The organism is Salinibacterium sp. 10G20-15 (genome assembly GCF_057365065.1).
In genome coordinates this window covers 1,013,503-1,033,641 of the sequence record NZ_CP195118.1, presented here as the reverse complement: position 1 = coordinate 1,033,641, position 20,139 = coordinate 1,013,503, and the positions used below count along the sequence as shown (strand labels likewise).

The following is a 20,139-nucleotide window of genomic DNA, read 5'->3' as shown; positions in this document are numbered from 1 at the left end:
CTAATGTTAACCCCGTGACTTTGAATTCTGACCATCCTCTTCTCGACGGCCGCACAGCTAACTCGCCTATCATCCGGGCCTACCGCGGTGATCGCCCCGAAACCACCCCCGTCTGGTTTATGCGCCAAGCCGGCCGCTCGCTTCCCGAGTACCGCAAACTGCGTGAAGGCAACGAGATGCTGGAGGCGTGCCTCACGCCCGACCTCGCGAGCGAGATCACGATGCAGCCCGTGCGTCGCCACCACGTCGACGCCGCCATCTTCTTTAGCGACATCGTGATTCCGGCCAAGCTCGCCGGAGTTGAGGTAGAGATCGTTCCTGGCCGCGGGCCCGTCTTCGCGAACCCGATTCGCACAGCGGCGGATGTCGCCACGCTGCACCCCATCGACCCTGCGGCATTCGCGCCCATCCGGGAAGCTGTCGCGCAAACCGTTGCTCAGTTGGGCACGACTCCGCTCATTGGCTTCGCTGGAGCCCCCTTCACTCTCGCGTCGTACATGGTCGAGGGTGGCCCGAGCAAGGACCAGCAGCGTGCTCGCACGCTCATGTACTCCGACCCGCAGACCTGGGCCACGCTGCTCAACTGGTGTGCAGACATTGCGGGCGAATTCTTGAAGGCCCAGATCGAGGCGGGCGCTTCGGCAGCTCAGCTCTTCGACTCGTGGGTCGGTTCGCTCTCAGAGCAGCAGTACGTGCGCCGGGTTGCCCCACACTCCAAGCGCGCGCTTTCGCACTTGCGCGGCTACGACGTACCCAAAGTTCACTTCGGTGTCGGCAGCGGCGAAGTGCTGCAGGCCATGCACTCGGTCGGCGCCGACGTCATGGGCGTCGACTGGCGTATCCCGCTCGACGAGGCCGACCGTCGCCTCGGTGGCGGCGTTCCGCTGCAGGGCAACATTGACCCCGCTCTTCTTGGCGCCCCCTGGCATGTGCTCGAAGCACACGTGCGCGACGTCATGAGCCGCGGCCGCGTTGCTCCTTCGCACGTCGTAAACCTTGGCCACGGCGTTGGCCCCGACACCGATCCGGATGTGCTCACCAAGATCGTGGAGCTCGTTCACCAGGAAGGTTAGTGCCGTGAGCACGACAGAATTCACCGTCGTTGGCGGCGGCATTGCCGGACTCGTTGTGGCGCGTCGCCTCGCTATGGCGGGACGGACCGTGCGTCTCATTGAGGCGAGCGATCATCTGGGCGGCACCGTGGCATCCCACCTTGTTGGCGGCCTCAACCTGGATGCCGGAGCCGAAAGCTTCGCCACCCGCGGCAATACTGTTGCCGACCTCGCTCGCGAGCTGGGTCTGGGCGATGACATTGTGTCGCCGGGCGACGAGGGTGCGTGGCTACAGCCCGTGGATGGCCCGGCCCTGCCGTTGCCCGCCACCGGCATTCTCGGCATTCCGGCGACGCCGCTCGACAAAGACACCATCGCGGTAATTGGCCTGGGCGGCGCTTTTCGCGCTCAACTCGATTCGCTGATTCCGTGGTTCGGCAAGCGCACCGACGTTTCTCTTGGCGCGCTCGTGCGTCGCCGCATGGGCAAGGCCGTCGTGGAGAAGCTCGTCGCTCCCGTCGTGCACGGCGTGTACTCGCTGCACCCCAACGACTTGCCGCTCGAGCGCGTCGCCACCCTCAAGGAGCGCCTCGCGCTGCACGGTTCGTTGGCGGCAGCGGTGCGCTCGATGCGCCACGCGATGCCGGCCGGAACAGCGGTTCAGGGCATCCGGGGTGGCATCAACCGACTGGTTACCGAGCTCGCGGCCGACCTCACGACGTACGGCGTCGCCGTTGAGTTCGAACGCCGCATCGAGAGTGTTGAGGCGCTCGCCGATCTCGACGGCACGGTGATCGTGGCTGCTCCCGGCATCCTCGCGCCGGTTCGTGGTCGCACGGTCACGCTCGCGACTCTCGTGCTCGATGCGCCGGAGTTGGATGCCGAACCCCGCGGCTCGGGAGTGCTCGTTGCGCCCGGCTGCACGAAGGTCTCTGCTCGTGCACTCACACACGCCACGGCGAAGTGGCAGTGGCTCAAGGAACAGGCGGAGGGTCGTCACGTGGTGCGCCTCTCGTACAACGAAGTGCCCGCCGGTGACTTTGCCGAGGTTGCTCGCCGCGATGCCGAAGTTCTCTTGGGCGTCTCGCTTCCCGTCGAGGCCGTCGTTGATTTCGCTCGTCGCGAGTGGACTCGCCCCGCACCGCTGGCCCCCGCTGAACGCACGGATGGTGTGGTGGTTGTCGGCGAAACCGTCGGAGGCACCGGGCTGGCCGGCATCGTTACGCACGCGAACGCTGCGGCGGATCGGCTTCTGGCGCTCGCGGCCGATGGCGCCGCTGATGACGAGGATGCCGCGGCCGGCGACGAGGGTGCCGCGACCGGCGATGGGCCGACCACCGCAAGCAAAGAGGTAAGCTAGTTAGGTTCGCCTAACTCACAGGTATTCTCCCCGTTTGCCCAGAAGGCAGGGGAGAGAATGGAAGACATGACTGACGTCGAGAAGCCCGCCGAAGTTTTGGGATACACCCTGTGGGCGGTGTTCCGTCGCGATCCGCACCGTCCCGCTGCCGCCGGCGATCTCGCTCCCGCCGTTGCTGCGGTCGAAGCCCGTGGAGTCACCGTTCGTGGCTTCTACGATGTGTCGGGAATGCGTGCCGATGCCGACCTCATGATCTGGCTGCACGGCAACAATCCCGAAGACATCCAGTGGGCGCTGCGTGAATTGCGCCGCAGCGAGCCGCTCGCCTCCTTGCTCCCCACGTGGAACGCCATGGGTGTGCACCGCGACGCCGAGTTCTCGAAGAGCCACATGCCCGCGTTTATGCGCGGCAAGGAGCCCGAAGCGTGGCTGACCATTTACCCCTTCGTGCGCAGCTACGAGTGGTACTTGCTCCCCGACGCCGAGCGCAGCAAGATGTTGCGCGACCACGGCATCAAGGGGTCCGAGATGCCGCAGGTTCTCGCCAACACCGTCGCCAGCTTCGCGCTCGGCGACTACGAGTGGATGCTCGCGCTCGAAGCCCCCGAACTCGTTGACCTTGTCGACCTCATGCGTCACCTGCGTCAAACGGATGCCCGCATGCACGTGCGCGAAGAGGTCCCGTTCTACACGGGCCGACGCATCACGCTCGACGAGATTGCCGAGGTGCTGTCGTGACTCGCATTCTGGGAGCAACGGATGCCGCAGCATCCGGCCCCGAACACGTTGAAGAAGCGGTGGCCTACGACGCCATTCTGCTCGCCAGCTTCGGCGGACCCGAGGGTCAAGACGATGTCATCCCGTTCTTGCGCAACGTCACGCGCGGCCGCGGCATCCCCGAAGAGCGTCTCGAAGAGGTGGCGCATCACTACCGCGCCTTTGGTGGCGTCAGCCCCATCAACGACCAGAACCGCGAGCTGAAGGCCGCTCTCGAAGCAGAGCTTGCTCGCCGCGGTATCGATTTGCCGGTGCTGTGGGGAAACCGTAACTGGAATCCCTACTTGAGCGATGCGCTCACCGAGGCCAACGAACGCGGCTACAAGAAGCTGATTGCCGTCGGCACGAGCGCCTACAGCTCGTACTCCAGCTGCCGCCAGTACCGCGAAGATTACGCGATCGCGCTCGAGCAGACCGGTCTCGAAGGCACGATTCAGATCGACAAGGTTCGCCAGTTCTTCGATCACCCCGGTTTCGTTCAGCCGTTCATCGACGGTGTTCGCGACGGCCTCGCGAAGGTTGCTGCTCAGGGCATCGCTCCCGAAAAGACGCACGTACTTTTCGTCACTCACTCCATCCCCTCGACGGATGCCGCCAAGAGCGGCCCCGAGTCGCGTGGCTTTGGCGAAGGCGGCGCGTACGCCGCGCAGCACCTCGCTGTCTCCGAAGTTGTCATGGCAGCGCAGGCTGTTGATTCGCCCGAGGCTCCGCTTCCGGCCCACAGCCTCGTGTACCAGTCGCGCAGTGGCCCGCCCTCGATGCCGTGGCTCGAGCCCGACATCAATGATGCGATTGATGCGCTCGCCGCCGATGGAATCGAAGCGGTCGTTATCGTTCCGGTCGGCTTCATCTCCGACCACATGGAAGTGAAGTGGGATCTCGACACGGAGGCGCTCGAAACGGCGGGAGGGCACAACATGTTTGCCGTCCGCGTTCCGACGCCTGGCGTGCATCCGGCGTTCGTCACGGGTCTTGTTGACCTCGTGTTGGAGCGTCGGGACGGAGTGCCGGTGGCAGATCGCCCCGCACTGACCAAGCTCGGCCCCTGGTACGACGTGTGTCGTCCCGGGTGCTGTGAGAATGTGCGGCTCGGCTTTAAGCCCGCAGCCGCGGGGGTAGCACCGTGACCGTCATCCGAATTGGCACGCGAGGAAGCACTCTCGCCATGGCGCAGACCACCACGGTGGCTCGCCAGCTCGAAAGCAAGACCGGCGTCGAGACGGAGATCATCCCGATCTCCACTCAGGGCGACCGCTCAACCGAGTCGCTCTCCACTATCGGTGGCCAGGGTGTGTTCGCGAACGCGCTTCGCGAAGCACTGCTCGCCGGGGAGTGCGACGTTGTCGTTCACTCGTTGAAAGACTTGCCGACCGCCAATGTGCCTGGCCTCACGATTGCGGCGGTGCCCAAGCGCGCCGACGAGCGTGACGTGCTGTGTGCTCGCGATGAGCTCACCCTCGACACTCTTCCGGCTGGCGCTCGCGTCGGCACCGGTTCGCCGCGACGTCAAGCGCAACTGCGTTCGCGTCGCCCCGACCTTGAAGTTGTCGACATTCGCGGCAACATCGATTCGCGTCTCGACAAGGTGACGAACGGTGAGTTGGATGCCGTTATCCTCGCCGCCGCCGGCCTCGCCCGCGCCGGTCGTGCGGCCGCCATCACCGAATACCTCGGACTTTCGGGCTGGCCCACCGCTCCCGGTCAGGGTGCCCTCGCCATCGAGGTTCGCGACGGTGACGAGAAGCTCGTCAGGGTTCTCGACCACAAGCCCAGCCGCACCAAGACCGAGGCCGAACGCTACGTTCTGGCCCTTCTCGACGCCGGATGCTCGGCTCCCCTCGGAGCGCACGCCGTGATCGACGACGGCCTCCTGTTCTTGGATGCCCGGGTCTACGCCCTCGATGGCTCGCGCTACCTCACCAGCTCGCACGCGCTGTACGTCAATGACGTCGAAGACCCGGCGCGCGAGGCAGCACAGCGGGTCGCCGACGAACTACTGTCGCAGGGCGCCGGGGATCTCACGGGAGCGCGGGCGTGATCATCCGCCCCCGCCGTTTGCGGTCGAGCCCGGCGATGCGTCGCCTGGTCGCCGAAAACCGCACTCACCCGGGCCAGCTCATCTTGCCGATGTTCGTGCGCGAAGGGCTGAGCGAACCGGTGCCGATTAGTTCGATGCCGGGCGTGCAGCAGCACTCTCTCGATTCGATGCGCCGTGCGATTGCCGAAGCCGCCGAGCTGGGCGTCGGTGGCGTCATGCTGTTCGGTGTTCCTGAGAACAAGGATGCCGAAGGCTCGGGTGCCATTGACCCGAACGGAATCCTCAACGTCGCTGCGCGCGCGGCTGTCGCTGAGGCCGGTGACGCCCTCGTGGTGCAGACCGATCTCTGCCTTGACGAATTCACCGATCACGGCCACTGCGGTGTGCTGCGTGAGCGCACTCATCCCGTGACCGGTGCGACCGAGCTCGTCGTCGACAACGACGCCTCTCTCGAGCGCTACCGCGAAATGGGCGTAGCTCAGGCCGAAGCCGGCTCACAACTGCTGGGCCTCAGCGGCATGATGGACGGCCAAGTCGCCGAAGTGCGCGACGCGCTCGACGCCGCCGGGCACACCGACACCCCCTTGCTCGGTTACGCCGCCAAGTACGCCTCGGCTTTCTACGGCCCGTTCCGTGAAGCCGTGCAGTCCTCGCTTGAGGGCGACCGCCGCGCCTACCAACAGAACCCGGCCAACCGCCGCGAAGGCATCCGCGAAGTCGAACTCGACATCGACGAAGGCGCCGACGTCGTGATGGTCAAGCCCGCCATGAGCTTCCTCGACGTGCTGGCCGACGCCAGCGCCATCAGCAGCGTGCCGGTGTGGGCCTACCAAGTCTCCGGCGAATACGCGATGATCGAGGCCGCCGCAGCGAACGGCTGGATCGACCGCCGCCGCGCTATCGAAGAATCAGTACTCAGCATCCAGAGGGCGGGCGCCGAAGCGGTGCTCACCTACTACGCAACCGAACTTGCAGAATGGCTACGCCGATGAGCGACACCACGTCCAACACCCCGCCCGCCCCCGCCACCAACCAGCAGTCGTTCGACCGCGCTCGCGGCGTGCTGCCGGGCGGCGTGAACTCGCCCGTGCGTGCCTTCGGTTCCGTCGGCGGAACGCCCCGCTTCTATGTGAAGGCCTCCGGCTCGTACGTAACGGATGTTGAGGGTCGGTCGTACATCGACCTCGTCAACTCCTGGGGCCCCGCCATCCTCGGTCACGCTCATCCTGAAGTGATTGACGCCGTTCAGCAGGCGGCGTCGCGCGGCCTCGGCTTTGGAGCATCCACTCCCGCCGAGACCGAGCTCGCCGAACTCGTGCGTGCCCGCATTAGCGTCGGGGGAGTGAGCCCGATCGAGCGCTTGCGTCTCGTTTCCACCGGCACCGAAGCGACCATGACGGCCATCCGTCTGGCTCGCGGTGCCACCGGTCGCCGCCTGCTCGTAAAGTTCGCCGGTCACTACCACGGTCACTCCGACGGACTCTTGGCTGAAGCTGGTTCGGGTCTTGCCACGCTCTCGATGCCCGGCTCTGCCGGAGTCACCGCCGAGACCGCAGCTCAAACGCTCGTGATCGAGTACAACAACGTTGCCGCTCTTGAGCAGGTCTTCGCCGAACACGGCCACGACATCGCCGGTGTCATCTTCGAAGCCGCCGCCGCGAACATGGGCGTTCTCGCCCCGCAGCCCGGCTTCAACGAAACCGTGGTGCGCATCGCCCACGAGCACGGCGCCCTCGCGATCAGCGACGAAGTTCTCACGGGCTTCCGTGTCGACCCCGCCGGCTACTGGGGCTTGGATGCGCGTGCCGCGGCGGTCGCGAACCCTGACGCGCCTGAGGCGCGTTGGGTTCCCGACCTCGTCACCTTTGGCAAGGTCATTGGTGGCGGGATGCCGTTGGCCGCCTTGGGCGGTTCGGCCCGCATCATGGAGTTGCTGGCTCCCCTCGGCCCCGTTTACCAAGCAGGCACCCTGAGCGGAAACCCCGTCGCCGTCGCAGCGGGTCTCGCTACGCTGCGGCTCGCTGACGACGCCGTGTACTCCCGGCTGAACCAAGTTGCCGAAACGCTCTCGACTGAAACCTCTGCCGCACTCTCCGCCGAGGGCGTTGAGCACGTTGTGCAGCACGCAGGCAACCTGTTTTCGTTCGTGTTCGCGCCCGAAGCGCCCCTCAACTTCACTGACGTGAAGGCGCAGCAGGGCTACCGTTACTCACCGTTCTTCCACTCCATGCTGGAGTCGGGAGTTTCGCTACCTCCGAGCGTTTTCGAAGCATGGTTTGTGTCGGCAGCCCACGACGATGGCGTGGTGTCGAAGATTGTCGAAGCACTGCCCGCCGCCGCAAAGGCTGCCGCCGCGGCATCCGCTCCCGAGTAGAACAACGCGCAGCAACAGAACTGCAAACTCTGTGTGAGTTCTCGCGTTAGGGCTATGCCTATCTGAGAATATGCTCCAAACTGGCTACCTGCGATACCAGAAAACCCTGACCACGGGCTGCAGCTATCGCGAGTATGTTGGAATAACCAACCGCCAACAAGAAACGGAGTTCACCATGAAGGGCAAGATCCTCCTAGTAGTAGGACTCGGCATCGGCTACGTGCTGGGCACCCGCGCTGGCCGCGAAAAGTACGAAAAGATCAAAGCCACCGCCAACAAGCTGTGGAACGATCCCCGCATTGCGGAGCAGCGCCACCACGCTGAAGACTTTGTAAAAGACAAGGCCCCGGATGTTGCGGAGTTCCTCGCAGACGGCGCCAAGAAGGTTGTTAAGCAGGTTGCGAGCAGCAAGAGCAACAGCAGCAACTCTTCGTCACGCGCCACAGCGTCGGAGTCCTCGACGTCGTCCAGCGGCTCCTCAAGCAAGAAGCCTGCCGCCAAGAAGTCTTCGTCATCGACATCAACGACGAAGTCCACTAACTCGAAATAGGGGCTGCCATGAACGGTGACACACCGAAGTCAGACCCGAAGCGTTCGCTCGCTGCTCTCGTTGCAGACGTTCCGCGTCTCTTGGGCGAACTCGTTCGCGGCGAAATTGAATCGCTCAAGAGCGAAATGGTCGGCAAGCTCAAGCATGCCGGCATCGGTATCGGATTGTTTGCGGGGGCGGCGTTCTTCGCGCTCTTCGCCCTCATGGTACTCATCGCTGCGGCAGTACTTGGCTTTGCTGAAGTAGTTCCTGCCTGGGCGGCAGCGCTCATCGTCGCCGGCATTCTGCTGGTGATCGTAGCGATTCTCGTACTGGTGGGTGTTGCTCTCGTGAAGAAGGGCACCCCGCCCGCTCCTACTGAGACGATCGAAAGTATTAAGAGCGACGTTCGTGCCATCAAGGGCACTCGAAAGCGGAGGTCATAATGTCTGAAAGTACCGATATGTCAGAGAACACGAGTGACAAGCTCGAGCAGGCTCGTGCAGAACTTGAAGCAACGCTCGATGCGATCGAAGATAAGTTCAACGTGGGTAAGCGCGTTGACGAGGTCGCAACCCGCGTTCGCACCTCGTACGAGACCAATCCACTTCCCTGGATTATCGGCGCTGCAGCGGCCGCAGTCTCGGTTGTTGCCGTAGTCGCCTGGGCGATTCTGAGCGACGACGACTAGCTCGATTAGCGTCTTACTCCCCAACAGGTGGAGTATAGAGAGCATGGCAAGCAAAGCACTCGATGGTTTGCGCGTGCTTGTTCCACGTGGCGGCAATTGGGGCGACAGCGTCGCGGCATTGCTGAGGGGTCACTCAGCAGTTCCCGTGATCGCTCCGCTCATCAATTTCGCGCCATCGGAGAACATCCCCGCGCTCGCTAATGCGTTCCATGAGCTCAACGATGGACAGTTCGATTGGATCGCGGTCACGAGCGCGACAACGGTCGATGTGTTGACCGTGAGTGGCGTGAAGATTCCGGAGAACACCAAAATTGCCGCGGTGGGAGAGACCACTGCCAGTGCCCTCACTCTCGCCGGGCATCGCGTCGACTTCGTCCCCGAGCTCGATAACTCGGGTCGTGGTCTCGTTAAGGAGTGGCCTGATTCTCGTTCGGGGTTGCGTGTACTCGCGCCCCAATCCAATCTTGCCGACACCACTCTCGTCGATGGGCTCGGAGCTCTCGGCCATGAGGTTGTGGCGGTAGCGGCCTACAGCACCGTGGGAATTCCTGTCGCGGACTCTGTGCGAGACGACGTCGCCTCCGGACGAATCTCAGCGATTCTGGTGAGTTCGGGATCGGTGGCTCGGCAGGTCGCTCAGCAGCTGGCGCCGCTGCCCGACGAAACGATCGTTGCGTGCATCGGGCCACGAACTGCCTTCGATGCTCGGGATGCGGGACTCACGGTGCACGTCATTGCCGAAGACCGCTCAAGCGAATCCCTTGTCGACACCCTCGCGGAGTACCTCGACCGCTAGCGGAGTGGTGAGTTCCGCCAGCAGCCAAAGTTCGCGGTGTTCAGCGCGAGGGTGGCTAGTTAGCCGAGGTTGAGCGCTAAGACGAGGCAGATAATTCCGAGCAGCGGCGGTACGCCCTGGATGACGGCGGCGCGAGCCATCCGCTTAGGCTGCGAGGTGATCAAGACTACGGCCGCGAGAAGCATGCTGAGCGCGGCAAACATCGCGAGTGCAATGCCCGCTGGCCACATGCTGATGGTGCCCATGAGCACCAAGCCGGTTCCGGCGCCGAGTGCGAGAAAGACGTTGTAAAAGCCCTGGTTATAGGCCCACGGCTTGACGGCATCCACGTCTTGGGCCCGCACGCCGAAAATCTGTTGCACGCGGGGAGTGTGAAACAGCACGCTCTCCATGAAGAAGATCATGAGGTGAACAAGGGCGGCGAGAAAGACAAAGGCTGATCCGATAATGGCGAAAAGACTGTTCATGCCCAAAAGCATGGCACAGGCGCGATTGTTACCCGCGCACATCGACAACGGTGCGGCCACGGATGCGGCCGGCCAGGATGTCCGCACCTGCTGCGATCGTAGTGCTCAGTCCGATCGTGGACGTTGTCGATTCGAGGGTGCCGAGGTCAAGATCTCGTTCGAGGCGGCCCCACGCTTCAAGCCGCAGCTGCCGCGGCGTGAACACCGAGTTGATGCCGACGAGGCTGACACCGCGCAGAATGAACGGCATCACGCTCGTGTGCAGCTCGCTCGACTGTGCGTTGCCGCACGCCGTCACGGTGCCGCCATACTCGGTGGCGGCGATGGCCGAGGCGAGCGTCGTGCCGCCCACGGCGTCGATCGCACCAGCCCAGCGCTGCTTCATGAGCGCTCGTGGTTCCGCGCTGAGTTCGGCACGGTCAATGATCGTGGTGGCCCCGAGCTGGCGCAGGTAGTCGTGCTCACTTTCGCGACCAGTGGATGCCGTCACGCTGTAGCCGAGTGTGTTCAGTAGAGCGATTGCCACTGATCCCACCCCGCCGGCCGCGCCGGTCACGAGTACTTCGCCGGAGACTCCGCCGCGCTCGATCGCGAGCACGGAGAGCATCGCGGTGAACCCGGCGGTGCCGATCGCAGCCGCTTGATGGTTGCTGATGCCCGCGGGCACGGGAACGACCCAGTCACCGGGAACGCAGGCGCGTTCAGCGAACCCACCATGGTGGGTTTCACTCAGACCGCAGCCGTTCACCAGCACGCGCTGACCAGCAGAAAAGCGGTCATCGCTCGACTCAGCAACAACCCCGACCAGGTCGATACCGGCGATGAGGCGAGGCGCGCGAACGATGCCCGGCTTGCCCGTGAGAGCGATGCCGTCTTTGAAGTTAAGGCTGGAGAACTCGACGTCGATCGTGACGTCACCCGGCATCAGGATGCTGTCATCCAACTGTTCAGATAGCTCGACGTGTGCCGGAGCTTTCGGGTCTGACTCGTTCCTGACTACTTCGATTCCACGCCACATACCGTCAGCCTAGAACCGCAGGCTGAATTCTGTGTCAACGGTGTTAGCCGAAGAGGATGGCGGCCTCGTCGTAGCGCGACTGGGACACCGTATTGAGCTTGCCGAGGGCATCCTCGAACGCCACGTGAGTGATCTCGGTGCCACGCAGGGAAACCATGCGTCCCCAGCGGCCGTGAATCACGGAGTCGATGGCGGCCATTCCGTAGCGGGTAGCGAGAACGCGGTCGTAGGCGCTGGGGGTTCCACCGCGCTGGATGTGACCCAGAGTGGTCGAACGCGTCTCGAGGCCCGTGAGGGCTTCGATTTCGGGCGCGAGCTGGTCGCCGATACCGCCGAGGCGGGGGCGGCCGAACGCGTCGAGTCCGCGCTCGGAGTGGGCGTCGTCCATGGTGTCGAGGGTGAAACCTTCGGCCACAACAACGAGGGGAGCGCGGCCGCGGTCGCGAGCTGAATTCACCCACTCCACGATCTGCGCCATGCTCGTCTTCTGCTCGGGGATGAGGATGGCGTGCGCGCCGGCAGCCATACCCGAGTGGAGAGCGATCCACCCGACGTGGCGGCCCATCACCTCGGCAACCATGCAGCGGCCGTGCGAGTCACCGGTGGTGCGTAGGCGGTCCATGGCGTCGGTGGCGATCTGCGTGGCAGTGTCGAAGCCGAACGTGTAGTCGGTGGCCGAAAGGTCGTTGTCTACCGTCTTGGGAACGCCCACAATCTTGATTCCGGCATCCGTCAACCGCTTGGCAGCAGCGAGAGTGCCTTCGCCGCCGATGGCGATAAGGGAGTCGACGCCGAGGCGTTCCATGTTCTCGCGCACCGTTTCTGCGCCATCAGTGCCCTCGAAGGGGTTAGTGCGCGAGGTGCCCAGAATGGTGCCACCCTGCTTGGAGATCCCCTGGATGTCTTTGCGCTCGAGCGGCATCGCGTCGCCTTCAACAACACCGCGCCAGCCGTCGCGGAAGCCGACGAACTCTTTGTCGTAGACCTGAGTGCCTTTGAGTACCACTCCGCGAATCACGGCGTTGAGGCCGGGGCAGTCGCCACCGCTGGTCAGGATTCCGATCTTCATGCAACCATCATGGCGCATACTTTTCGGCCGGAAAGCCACGAAAGCCAGAAAATGTTAACTTTGCCGATTATTGAGGTCGGGAGACTATGGCAATCGGATGCTCGGCGCAGGCAGCGCTACCGGCGTGCTCATCGCAGACCACGAACTGGTGGCGGCAGGAGAGATCGTGGCAATTTTCGATCCGTTTCGTTGCGGTGCCGCACTGATAGCACTCACCGATCGGTTTCGTCTCGGCGGTGAAGTCGATGGCCATGCGTTTGTCGAAGACGTAGAGCGAACCATTCCAGAGGCCGGAGTTGCCGTACTTTTCGCCATAGCGAACGATGCCACCATCGAGTTGGTAGACCTCGCCGAAGCCGCGGCTGCGCATGAGGGAGGAGAGCACCTCGCAACGGATGCCGCCCGTGCAGTACGTGACGACTGGTGTGTCTTTGAGGTGGTCGTATTTGCCGCTGTCGAGTTCGGCGACGAAATCACGAGTGGTGTCGACATCCGGAACAATCGCATCGGCGAACTTACCGATTGCCGCCTCGATGGGATTGCGCCCGTCGAAGAAGGTGACGTCTTTGCGAGCCACGAGCTCGTGGAGCTCTTCGGGGCTGAGTTTCGTGCCGCCGCCGACCACGCCATTCTCATCGACCTGCAACTCGCCGGGAGCGCCGAAGCTGACGATCTCGTCGCGCACCTTCACGCTGAGGCGAGGGAAGTCGTTGCCCTGACCCTCGCTCCACTTGAAGTCGATGTTCTTGAACGCCGGGTACTCGCGCGTTTTGCGCACATAACGCTTCACGTCTTTGAGCTCGCCACCGACGGTGCCATTCATGCCGTCTTTGGAGAGGATGATGCGACCGCCGAGCCCGAGGGACTCACAGAGGTCGCGCTGCCACAGCCGCACAGCCTCCGGATCGGCTAGCGGCGTGAACACATAGAAGAGAAGGATCTTGGGAACAGCCACAGGGCAAGTTTACGGCTGTTGGCTGGGGGCAGACTCTTCGGCTGCGGCAGGGCCGTGGTTGTTGCTGTTTTTGCTGGTTGTGCCTAACCCGCCGCCACGGTCGTCGTAGTCCCAAGTCGCTCGCAGTTCCTCACGGTCAGCGAGCATCGCCGCGTACTGCTGTCGCACGTAGGGGGCGCCGCTGAAGTCGCGCCTTACGAATTGCCAGTACGTGAGACCGGCCTCGGGGAAGCAATCTACCCACAACTTGGCCGAATACAAAGTGTTGGCGACCACTGTGGCGATGAGAAATGCGGCCATTCCGGTGAGGTTGAGCCACGCCGGGGTGACGACATCGTTAGGCGGAATGTTCGGCCACACGATCAGCCCCATGATGAGTACTGCTCCGCCAACGAAAGGCAACACTCGTAGCCGCGGCACCGTCGCGAGCGCTTGGTAGACGCCGAGGCTTGCCCCGCTGAGAGTCATAATCATCAGCCATATCATGAGCCAAACTCTACGTCAGGGGTGGCGCGTAATCTAGGGCTCATGACCGAAGCGCTCGCCGTCGACGAGCCGGTGCGCATGCGTTTTGCGCCCGGGCGGCCCGTCGATGTTCGCGCGACGCTGCGACCGCTCAAGCGCGGTGTCGGTGACCCGACCATGCAGGTGGATGCCACGGGCACCTGGCGCACGATGCTCACGCCGCACGGCCCCGCGACTCTGCGTCTCGTGCAGCACCAGTCGCATGTGGAGTGCACCGCGTGGGGTGCCGGAGCCGAGTGGGCGATCGACAGCGTTCCCGAGCTGCTGGGGGAGGGCGACGACTGGAGCGACTTCGATATCTCGGCGCTTCCGTTTGCCGCCGAAGCTCAGCGTCAGAACCCCGGCCTGCGGCTCACCCGCACCAAGCTCGTGTTCGAAGCGCTCGTGATGGCGATTCTCGAGCAGAAAGTCACCGGGATTGAAGCGAAACGGGGGTGGCGCATCCTCGTCACCAAGCATGGTTCGCCGGCACCCGGGCCAGCCCCGGCCGGGATGCGCGTGGTGCCGACGCCGCAGGGTTGGGCGCGAATTCCGTCGTGGGAGTGGCACCGCGCGGGAGTCGGGCCGCAGCGCTCGGCGACCGTGATGCGCGCAACACAAGTGGCGGCATCCCTTGAGCGCACGACCGACTGGGGGCGAGGCGGGCCGCGCATCGAGGCTGCGCTGCGATCAGTCGTAGGCGTTGGTGTGTGGACGGCCGCCGAAACCATGCAGCGCGCCCACGCCGACCCCGACAGCCCCAGCGTCGGCGATTACCACCTGGCTGCCGTCGTCGGCTGGGCCCTGATTGGCGAACCCGTCGACGATGAGCGGATGCTCGAACTGCTCGAGCCGTGGCGCGGACACCGCCAGCGGGTCGTGCGACTCATCACGGCATCCGGGTTTCGCAAGCCGGCCTTCGGGCCGCGGATGACGATTCAGGACCACCGTCGGCACTAGCGTGCTACCCGCCCTCTTTCTTGTGTCTGGGCTCCGCTTGCCGAAGTGACCCCGGTGGTATTCTGCTGCAGAGCAGTCACCGCCCGCTGGGGGCACTGATTGCGTCAGTCACGTCGGCCGGGAGCCGGGATTCGGGAGCGCATGGCCAACGAGCGTGAGGCGGAAACTGCCGCTCGATCGACGCCACTCCGACCGGCGGCGAAAGTGCGAATCGACGCTCTCGACTGGGCGCGAGGATGGATGCTCGTCGCAAGCCTGGGCGTTAATAGCGCAATCATCTCGATCCCGCTGCTCGGTCATGCGTCGTGGGCAAGCGTCATGCCCATCGACCTGATCTTCCCGCTCTTCGTCACGCTCGCAGGGTGCGGCATGGCGTTCGCCTTCCACCGGCGTGTGGAACCATGGGGAGTGGTCAGGCGCGCGCTTGTGCTTCTCGTTTTAGGGCTCGGCTATAACGCGGTCGTTGATGCGACCACATCATTCTCTGAGCTGCGGTTCACCGGAGTGCTGCAACTCTATGCCGTGGTCATCATCGTGATGGCGCTCTTGCATCTCGTGACGCGCAGCTGGCGCGGCTGGGCAGTGCTGACCATCCTGCTCGCTGTTGCGCACACGGCGATGCTGTCGATTTTCGCTCGCGCTTGCGTCGCTACCTTGCTCACCCCGGAGTGCAACCCCTCGGGTCCACTCGACTCGCTGCTTTTTGGGGCATCGCACATTTACACCAACGGTGTTGCCGGGCACGACCCCGAGGGCATTATTGCGATTTTCGGCGCGCTTGCCTCTACTGCGGCCGGTGCCACTCTGGGGCACCTCATCTTGCAGTTGCGCTCGGCTGAAGCCACGAGCACGACACGCATCCCCATCACCACCGTGCCGCTTGCTCTGGCGATCGCCGCCTTGCTCGGCCTCGCAGCGCTGCTGTGGCTGGGCTCCGATCTGTTGGCCGGCGGCCCGGTTCCTCCGATGAAGCGGCTGTGGACTGCACCCTTTGCGTTGAGCATTGCGGCGCTCGCCGGTGTGCTGCTGTGGCTGGGCCAACTCGCGTTGCCGTCAAGCGCATTCCGAACGAAGCAACAGAGCCGAGTGTGGATGCCGTGGGTTGCGCTCGGACGCAACAGCCTGTTGGCCTACTTCGGCTCCCACCTGCTGATGGCGCTGCTGCGTCGCCCGCTGCCCAATGGCACGTCGATTACTGACGCTTTCGCAAGCCTCTTCCCGTCGGCGATGCTGGCGCAACTAGTGTGGACGACGCTGTGGCTCGCCGCCTGGGTGCTCCTCGTTATTGCGCTGCACCGTCGAGGTTGGTACGTGAAACCATGAGCGGTCGTCGAACTCTCAGGTGGCTGGTTGCCGTCGCACTGATCTGTGGTGTGACGGTGAGTTTGGGCGTGGTCGCGCAGGCACGCACCGCGGCCGAGCCGAGCGCTGTGATTTACGTCGGGCCGCATCCGGATGACGAATTTCAGTACTGGTCGTTGTTCGAAGACCGCGCCGATGTGTACAGCGTGGTCGTGCTCTTAACGCGCGGCGAACAAACCGGTTTCTGTGTTCCCGAGAGCCTTGAAGCGGGATGGCAGGCCGATCTGGAGCCGGCACCCCAGCCTCTTCCCGAAGCGCAGTACAGCGAGTCATGCGCCGAGGCGCGAGTGAACTCGTTTGTGAACTATTTTGTCGACATGGCGCAGGAGGATGAGACTGTGCCTGGCCGGTTCGACGCCCCCACGGCGTCTGCACCGCTGCCTGACCCGGAGGGTGTCGTGTGCCGGCACGACGACACCGATGACTGCGCGGGCACTACGACGGTCGATGTTTATCGAGACCTTGATGATCGCGGAGCCTTGCTGGTTTTTGACCTCGGCGATGGCGACCTGAGCGAAGCAGAGGTGGAGTGGGCGCTGCGAGCCACTATCGATACCTTTGTTCCCGAGCTGGCCGGTGATGATGTGCACATTGCGGGAATCGTGGGCTCGTACTCCACACCTGAAGGCGGCTACACCGGATGCTTCGCCTACCCGCATCCCGACCACATCGCGATCGACAGCGCGCTCTGGTCCACTGATTTCGGTGCCGGATTCCAAGCTAGCGCCACCTGCGCCACCGACCCGCGACGCCAACTCTTTGACCGAGTATCGGATGCCGCCACCGACGCTGCCTTCGCGCTAGAACCGGTCGAGGGCTCAGACGATGTTCGCCGCACTGGCGCCCACACCGCGCACTACGGCTGGCTGCACGGCACCTACTATCCTGTCGCGCGCCATGGGGAGAGCGAGCTGTTCCACCAGGATCAGACGTTCTGGGTTCGGTACTGGTGATGGTCGTCGGCGTCGGCGTCGGCGGCGTCGGCGAGCAGGCGAAGTTGCTACGCTAGCGCGGACGTACGCTGCCGCTCAGGTGGGGAGCCGACAGTGCGCTTCTGAAGGCGCTATTGGGGCGAGCGTGCGGCAGCGCTGCTGAGACTTCTGACAGGGCGCGGTCGATTGGGATGTCGAGGTGCCGTGCCGCATAGAGTACCGCGACCGTAGGGGTGCGGCTCTGCGCCTGCACGCAGTGGAGCAGCACCGTGTGGCCTTCGGCGCGGAGAGTGGCGACGGCATCCGCAGCATCCGCCAGAACGAAGCTGAGGTTCGGGTTCTCGGCGGGCTCGACTCTGTCGATCAGACGAATCTCGAGGCGCTCGCGGATGCGGGCCGGCACCTGCTTCGAGCCGATTCGGCAGAGCGACACCACGGCATCCACTTCGGGTGGAAGGGTGTCGAGAGCCCCGACCGCGCCGAGCCAGACGCCGGGGTCGTGCGGATGCTGCACGAGCGTCGACACGTCGCCATACCCGGCGTAGTCGACGCGTTCCGCCGTCGGCTTGCCCCGCAGCACTTCGGTGGAGAGGCGCACGAGGTCGAGGCTGCGCAGCCCGGGCCAGCCGTGCACGATTCGTTGCCAGGCGGCGGGAATCGCGGAGAGTCCCCACTGGGCGCCGACGAGTCCGCCCGCAATCGCGGCGACGGTGTCCGCATCACGACCGCCGCGCACCGCGCGCTCGAGGGTATCGACGAGACCCTCGCCGTTCACGATCGCCGACCAGGCCGCTTGCAGCGCTTCGACGACCCAGCCGTTCTTGGTGAAGTCGCGCGGCTGCTTCGTCTCGGCTTCGTCAATGCGCTCGGACCAGAGTGCAGCGCGATCGGGGTCCAGCGCCGAGAGCCCGACCCGAACGTCCGCTTCGCCGGTGAGGATCGCGTGACGGATGGCGAGGCACCAGAGCACGCAGGCGTCGCCGGCATCCTCGTCAAAGTGCGTGAGATCGCTGATCGCACGAGCGGCTTCGGCCAGCCCGGTCGGGTCTTTGAGGTAGGCGAGAGCGACCGGCGCCGTGCGCATGAGCGAGCCATTTCCACCGCTGCGGCCGCGAGTGTCGTGGACACGTCTCGCTGAGGCGCGAGCTGCGGATGCCGTGGGCTCGATACCGCGGAGCACCCCGCTGGTCTGCACGCCGACATCCGGTGCCGTTGTCGCCCAGTCGATCCACGCGGCGACGACCTCGTCGAGAACCGTTTCGTCGCGCAGGTCACGGCCGGATGCCGCAGCCCGCAGAATCGGGATGGCCATGGAGGTGTCATCCGTCCACTCGCCGGGAGCCCAGTTGAAGCCGTTGCCGCCCTTCATGAGCACCTCGCCCTCGAAGGGCGGGCCGAATTCGTAGCCGGCGCCGAGCGCATCGCCACAGGCCATCGCGAGCATGACGCCACTGGCGCGGTCGTTCTGTGCAGAGGTGAGTTTCATGAGTTCTCCGTTTCGTCCGTCGCGGGCTGCAGAAGCTGCCGTGCGTGGAAGTACTTGTTCGACAACCGCACCTGAGTGTCGTAGTCGAGTTTGCGAAAGCGCCAATCGGCGAGGTTGTCGTTGATATCCGCGAGCTTCACCGCGAGAGCAGCAGGGTTCTGGCGGATGAGGTCGTAGTAGTCGGCGTCAGCGACATCCGCCCGCCGGGTCATCAGCTCGACCGCCGTCACGATCTCGGGCAGCATCCCCGCCTTCAACAGGTCGGAGGCGCTCACGTCGGTGTCTTCGATCACATCGTGCAACCACGCGGTGCAGTGCTCGACCGGCTCATTTAGCCAATCGAAGCTCTCGGCAACCCTCGCCGGATGATCGATGTAGTCGTAGCCGAGCTTGTCGAGCTGCCCGCGGTGGGCGATCGTCGCAATGCCGACCGCGATGCCGTGCTGCACCATCGCATCCACTTCGGTCATGAGCATGTCGTCTTCTTCGTTGTCATCCGCGAGGTGGAGGTGTCGCGGGATGCTGTCGACGGCGCCAGGGTGAAGCTGCTCGATGTCGCTGCGGGTGCTTTCGGCGAAGTGGGTGTCGTCGTCATCCCGATAGTGCTCAAAAAGGTCGAGGTCGATCTCACCCCACGCTCCGGATTGCCACATGAAGTAGCGGCGCTCGCCGTCAAGGGTGATGCCGGTGAACGTGCCGACGTGCAGAAAGCCGGTGTCGGTGAACCGGGTGTAGAAGCGTTGTGGCTCGATGGCGGGGCGTTCCGGGGTGGTGTTCAGCTCGTTCATGCGTTCTCCAATAGTGGGTGCGCGTCGTCAAACGCAGTCAGGTGGATGATGCTCGGAATTGCTGCACTTGCGTTTGCTTGCACGATTCCGGATGCCCGCAGTCGGCCCTCTTGTGAACGTACCGCTCGGGCCAGTCCCGCGTCTGCTCCGTCTTCGAGGGTCACGGCCTGCAGGTGGCGAGCGAAAACGCGAGCATCGTGGGCGGTGGTGCGACGGTGTGGGGCGAGCCGGGCATCGAGGGCGGCAGCATCGAGGATGCCCTGCCACCGCGTTCGCAGCCCGGTGGGGCTGCCGAAGAGTTCGGCGCCGACCACGCGACCACCGATGCCGATGATTACGCCGCGCTGCCCATCGAGCAGGCGAGCGTCAATGGGGGCGGAGCGGTCGAGGTGGTCGAGCATCGACGAACTGGCGGTAGCGCCAAGGGAGTTCTCGTAGCGGCCGATGCGTCGCCACACCTCGCCCTGTTGATCGACGCCACGAACGTTGCCGTGCCGCACGCTGAGTGCGCTGCGCCGACCGCTGGTTTCGTGGATGCCTTGGGCCTCCGACGTGCGTGAGCCCCACCGCCCGTGCTCGACGCAGAGCGCTGCGACGACCCGCGCTTCGAACGGTTCGAGGAGGAGGCTGGCGGCGAGCATCCGATCCTGCCAACCGCCTTTCAGGAGATCGCCTTCGAGGGCGACAACCGGGCGGGCGGTGCTGTTGTGCAGCACGAGTTCGCCGACGACGGGGAGCCTTCGCGTTCGGCGGTGCGGATGCTGGAGGCCTTCCAGTCGAGGCCGGTGACTCTGGGCGAGTCGACCCAGACGGGGAAGATGCTGAGGCTGCCGTGGTGGCTGCCGTGCCCCACGTGGAGTTGGGGGATTTGTCTGTTGGGGTGGCTGTTCGTGTGTCCGTTCATGGCGCCTCCGATAGTTAGCGCATTGTTGCGCAAATTCAGAGTATGACACCCCACTGACATTTAGCGCGGATCTGCGA

At 64.3% G+C, this 20,139-nt stretch carries 23 protein-coding genes; 14 read left to right on the top strand and 9 right to left on the bottom strand.

Annotated elements, in window-relative coordinates; genetic code table 11:
* Positions 1-14 precede the first annotated feature (14 nt).
* The 11 genes from hemE to ACR3YK_RS04850 all read left to right on the top strand — a co-directional run bounded on the left by hemE (position 15) and on the right by ACR3YK_RS04850 (position 9,617).
* Positions 15-1,073 (top strand): uroporphyrinogen decarboxylase, encoded by a 1,059-nt coding sequence (gene hemE / locus ACR3YK_RS04900; protein ID WP_486176096.1) that lies wholly within the window; start codon positions 15-17, stop codon positions 1,071-1,073.
* A gap of 4 nt (positions 1,074-1,077) precedes the next feature.
* Positions 1,078-2,412, top strand: a complete 1,335-nt coding sequence (locus tag ACR3YK_RS04895) for a protoporphyrinogen/coproporphyrinogen oxidase (RefSeq protein WP_486176095.1) — start codon at positions 1,078-1,080, stop codon at positions 2,410-2,412.
* Between the two features lie 57 nt (positions 2,413-2,469).
* Positions 2,470-3,150 carry a hydrogen peroxide-dependent heme synthase gene (hemQ, locus tag ACR3YK_RS04890; RefSeq protein WP_100387724.1) on the top strand — a complete coding sequence of 227 codons (681 nt, stop codon included), beginning with the start codon at positions 2,470-2,472 and terminating at the stop codon, positions 3,148-3,150.
* Positions 3,147-4,316, top strand: coding sequence for a ferrochelatase (locus ACR3YK_RS04885; protein WP_486176094.1), 1,170 nt, complete (start codon positions 3,147-3,149; stop codon positions 4,314-4,316). The genes hemQ and ACR3YK_RS04885 overlap by 4 nt, the downstream gene beginning before the upstream one ends.
* A complete protein-coding gene (gene hemC, locus ACR3YK_RS04880) occupies positions 4,313-5,227 on the top strand; it encodes a hydroxymethylbilane synthase (protein ID WP_486176093.1) in 915 nt (304 codons plus the stop codon). The genes ACR3YK_RS04885 and hemC overlap by 4 nt, the downstream gene beginning before the upstream one ends.
* Before the next feature lie 35 nt (positions 5,228-5,262).
* Positions 5,263-6,219: a porphobilinogen synthase gene (gene hemB, locus ACR3YK_RS04875; protein WP_486176371.1), complete on the top strand. Its 957-nt coding sequence runs from the start codon at positions 5,263-5,265 to the stop codon at positions 6,217-6,219.
* Complete coding sequence (gene hemL, locus ACR3YK_RS04870) at positions 6,204-7,601, top strand: glutamate-1-semialdehyde 2,1-aminomutase (protein ID WP_486176092.1); 1,398 nt, start codon at positions 6,204-6,206, stop codon at positions 7,599-7,601. Before hemB ends, hemL begins: the two co-directional genes overlap by 16 nt.
* Positions 7,602-7,776: 175 nt before the next feature.
* Positions 7,777-8,151: a YtxH domain-containing protein gene (locus tag ACR3YK_RS04865; protein WP_486176091.1), complete on the top strand. Its 375-nt coding sequence runs from the start codon at positions 7,777-7,779 to the stop codon at positions 8,149-8,151.
* Positions 8,152-8,159: 8 nt separating this feature from the next.
* A complete protein-coding gene (locus tag ACR3YK_RS04860; protein ID WP_486176090.1) occupies positions 8,160-8,576 on the top strand; it encodes a phage holin family protein in 417 nt (138 codons plus the stop codon).
* Positions 8,576-8,821 carry a DUF3618 domain-containing protein gene (locus tag ACR3YK_RS04855; RefSeq protein WP_486176089.1) on the top strand — a complete coding sequence of 82 codons (246 nt, stop codon included), beginning with the start codon at positions 8,576-8,578 and terminating at the stop codon, positions 8,819-8,821. The genes ACR3YK_RS04860 and ACR3YK_RS04855 overlap by 1 nt, the downstream gene beginning before the upstream one ends.
* A 43-nt stretch (positions 8,822-8,864) precedes the next feature.
* On the top strand, positions 8,865-9,617 hold the full coding sequence (locus ACR3YK_RS04850; protein WP_486176088.1) for a uroporphyrinogen-III synthase: 753 nt from the start codon (positions 8,865-8,867) through the stop codon (positions 9,615-9,617).
* Between the two features lie 59 nt (positions 9,618-9,676).
* On the opposite strand, the gene ACR3YK_RS04845 is transcribed toward ACR3YK_RS04850, so the two are convergent.
* From ACR3YK_RS04845 to ACR3YK_RS04825, 5 genes are all read right to left on the bottom strand, one after another.
* The gene (locus ACR3YK_RS04845; RefSeq protein WP_486176087.1) at positions 9,677-10,084 is read right to left on the bottom strand and encodes a DUF1304 domain-containing protein; all 408 of its coding nucleotides are present in this window, start codon (positions 10,082-10,084) and stop codon (positions 9,677-9,679) included.
* Positions 10,085-10,112: 28 nt separating this feature from the next.
* On the bottom strand, positions 10,113-11,102 hold the full coding sequence (locus tag ACR3YK_RS04840) for an MDR family oxidoreductase (RefSeq protein WP_486176086.1): 990 nt from the start codon (positions 11,100-11,102) through the stop codon (positions 10,113-10,115).
* A 43-nt stretch (positions 11,103-11,145) separates the two neighbouring features.
* Complete coding sequence (locus ACR3YK_RS04835; protein WP_486176085.1) at positions 11,146-12,171, bottom strand: 6-phosphofructokinase; 1,026 nt, start codon at positions 12,169-12,171, stop codon at positions 11,146-11,148.
* A 67-nt stretch (positions 12,172-12,238) separates the two neighbouring features.
* Positions 12,239-13,126 (bottom strand): oxygen-dependent tRNA uridine(34) hydroxylase TrhO, encoded by an 888-nt coding sequence (gene trhO, locus ACR3YK_RS04830; RefSeq protein ID WP_486176084.1) that lies wholly within the window; start codon positions 13,124-13,126, stop codon positions 12,239-12,241.
* 9 nt (positions 13,127-13,135) lie between these two features.
* Entirely contained in the window at positions 13,136-13,612 is a 477-nt protein-coding gene (locus tag ACR3YK_RS04825; protein ID WP_486176083.1) for a hypothetical protein, read from the bottom strand.
* 42 nt (positions 13,613-13,654) lie between these two features.
* Between ACR3YK_RS04825 and ACR3YK_RS04820 the strand changes: the two genes are divergently transcribed.
* From ACR3YK_RS04820 to ACR3YK_RS04810, 3 genes are all read left to right on the top strand, one after another.
* A complete protein-coding gene (locus ACR3YK_RS04820; RefSeq protein WP_486176082.1) occupies positions 13,655-14,590 on the top strand; it encodes a DNA-3-methyladenine glycosylase family protein in 936 nt (311 codons plus the stop codon).
* 141 nt (positions 14,591-14,731) lie between these two features.
* On the top strand, positions 14,732-15,913 hold the full coding sequence (locus ACR3YK_RS04815; protein WP_486176081.1) for a heparan-alpha-glucosaminide N-acetyltransferase domain-containing protein: 1,182 nt from the start codon (positions 14,732-14,734) through the stop codon (positions 15,911-15,913).
* Positions 15,910-16,905 (top strand): hypothetical protein, encoded by a 996-nt coding sequence (locus tag ACR3YK_RS04810; RefSeq protein ID WP_486176080.1) that lies wholly within the window; start codon positions 15,910-15,912, stop codon positions 16,903-16,905. The genes ACR3YK_RS04815 and ACR3YK_RS04810 overlap by 4 nt, the downstream gene beginning before the upstream one ends.
* Before the next feature lie 52 nt (positions 16,906-16,957).
* Here the strand turns inward: ACR3YK_RS04810 and ACR3YK_RS04805 are convergent, their stop codons facing one another.
* From ACR3YK_RS04805 to ACR3YK_RS04790, 4 genes are read right to left on the bottom strand one after another with little or no spacing between them, the layout of a single operon-like run.
* Entirely contained in the window at positions 16,958-18,370 is a 1,413-nt protein-coding gene (locus ACR3YK_RS04805) for an ADP-ribosylglycohydrolase family protein (RefSeq protein ID WP_486176079.1), read from the bottom strand.
* On the bottom strand, positions 18,367-19,158 hold the full coding sequence (locus ACR3YK_RS04800) for a hypothetical protein (protein WP_486176078.1): 792 nt from the start codon (positions 19,156-19,158) through the stop codon (positions 18,367-18,369). Before ACR3YK_RS04800 ends, ACR3YK_RS04805 begins: the two co-directional genes overlap by 4 nt.
* Positions 19,155-19,874 (bottom strand): ARPP-1 family domain-containing protein, encoded by a 720-nt coding sequence (locus ACR3YK_RS04795; RefSeq protein ID WP_486176077.1) that lies wholly within the window; start codon positions 19,872-19,874, stop codon positions 19,155-19,157. The genes ACR3YK_RS04800 and ACR3YK_RS04795 overlap by 4 nt, the downstream gene beginning before the upstream one ends.
* Positions 19,820-20,062, bottom strand: coding sequence for a hypothetical protein (locus ACR3YK_RS04790; protein WP_486176076.1), 243 nt, complete (start codon positions 20,060-20,062; stop codon positions 19,820-19,822). Before ACR3YK_RS04790 ends, ACR3YK_RS04795 begins: the two co-directional genes overlap by 55 nt.
* Between the last annotated feature and the right edge of the window lie 77 nt (positions 20,063-20,139).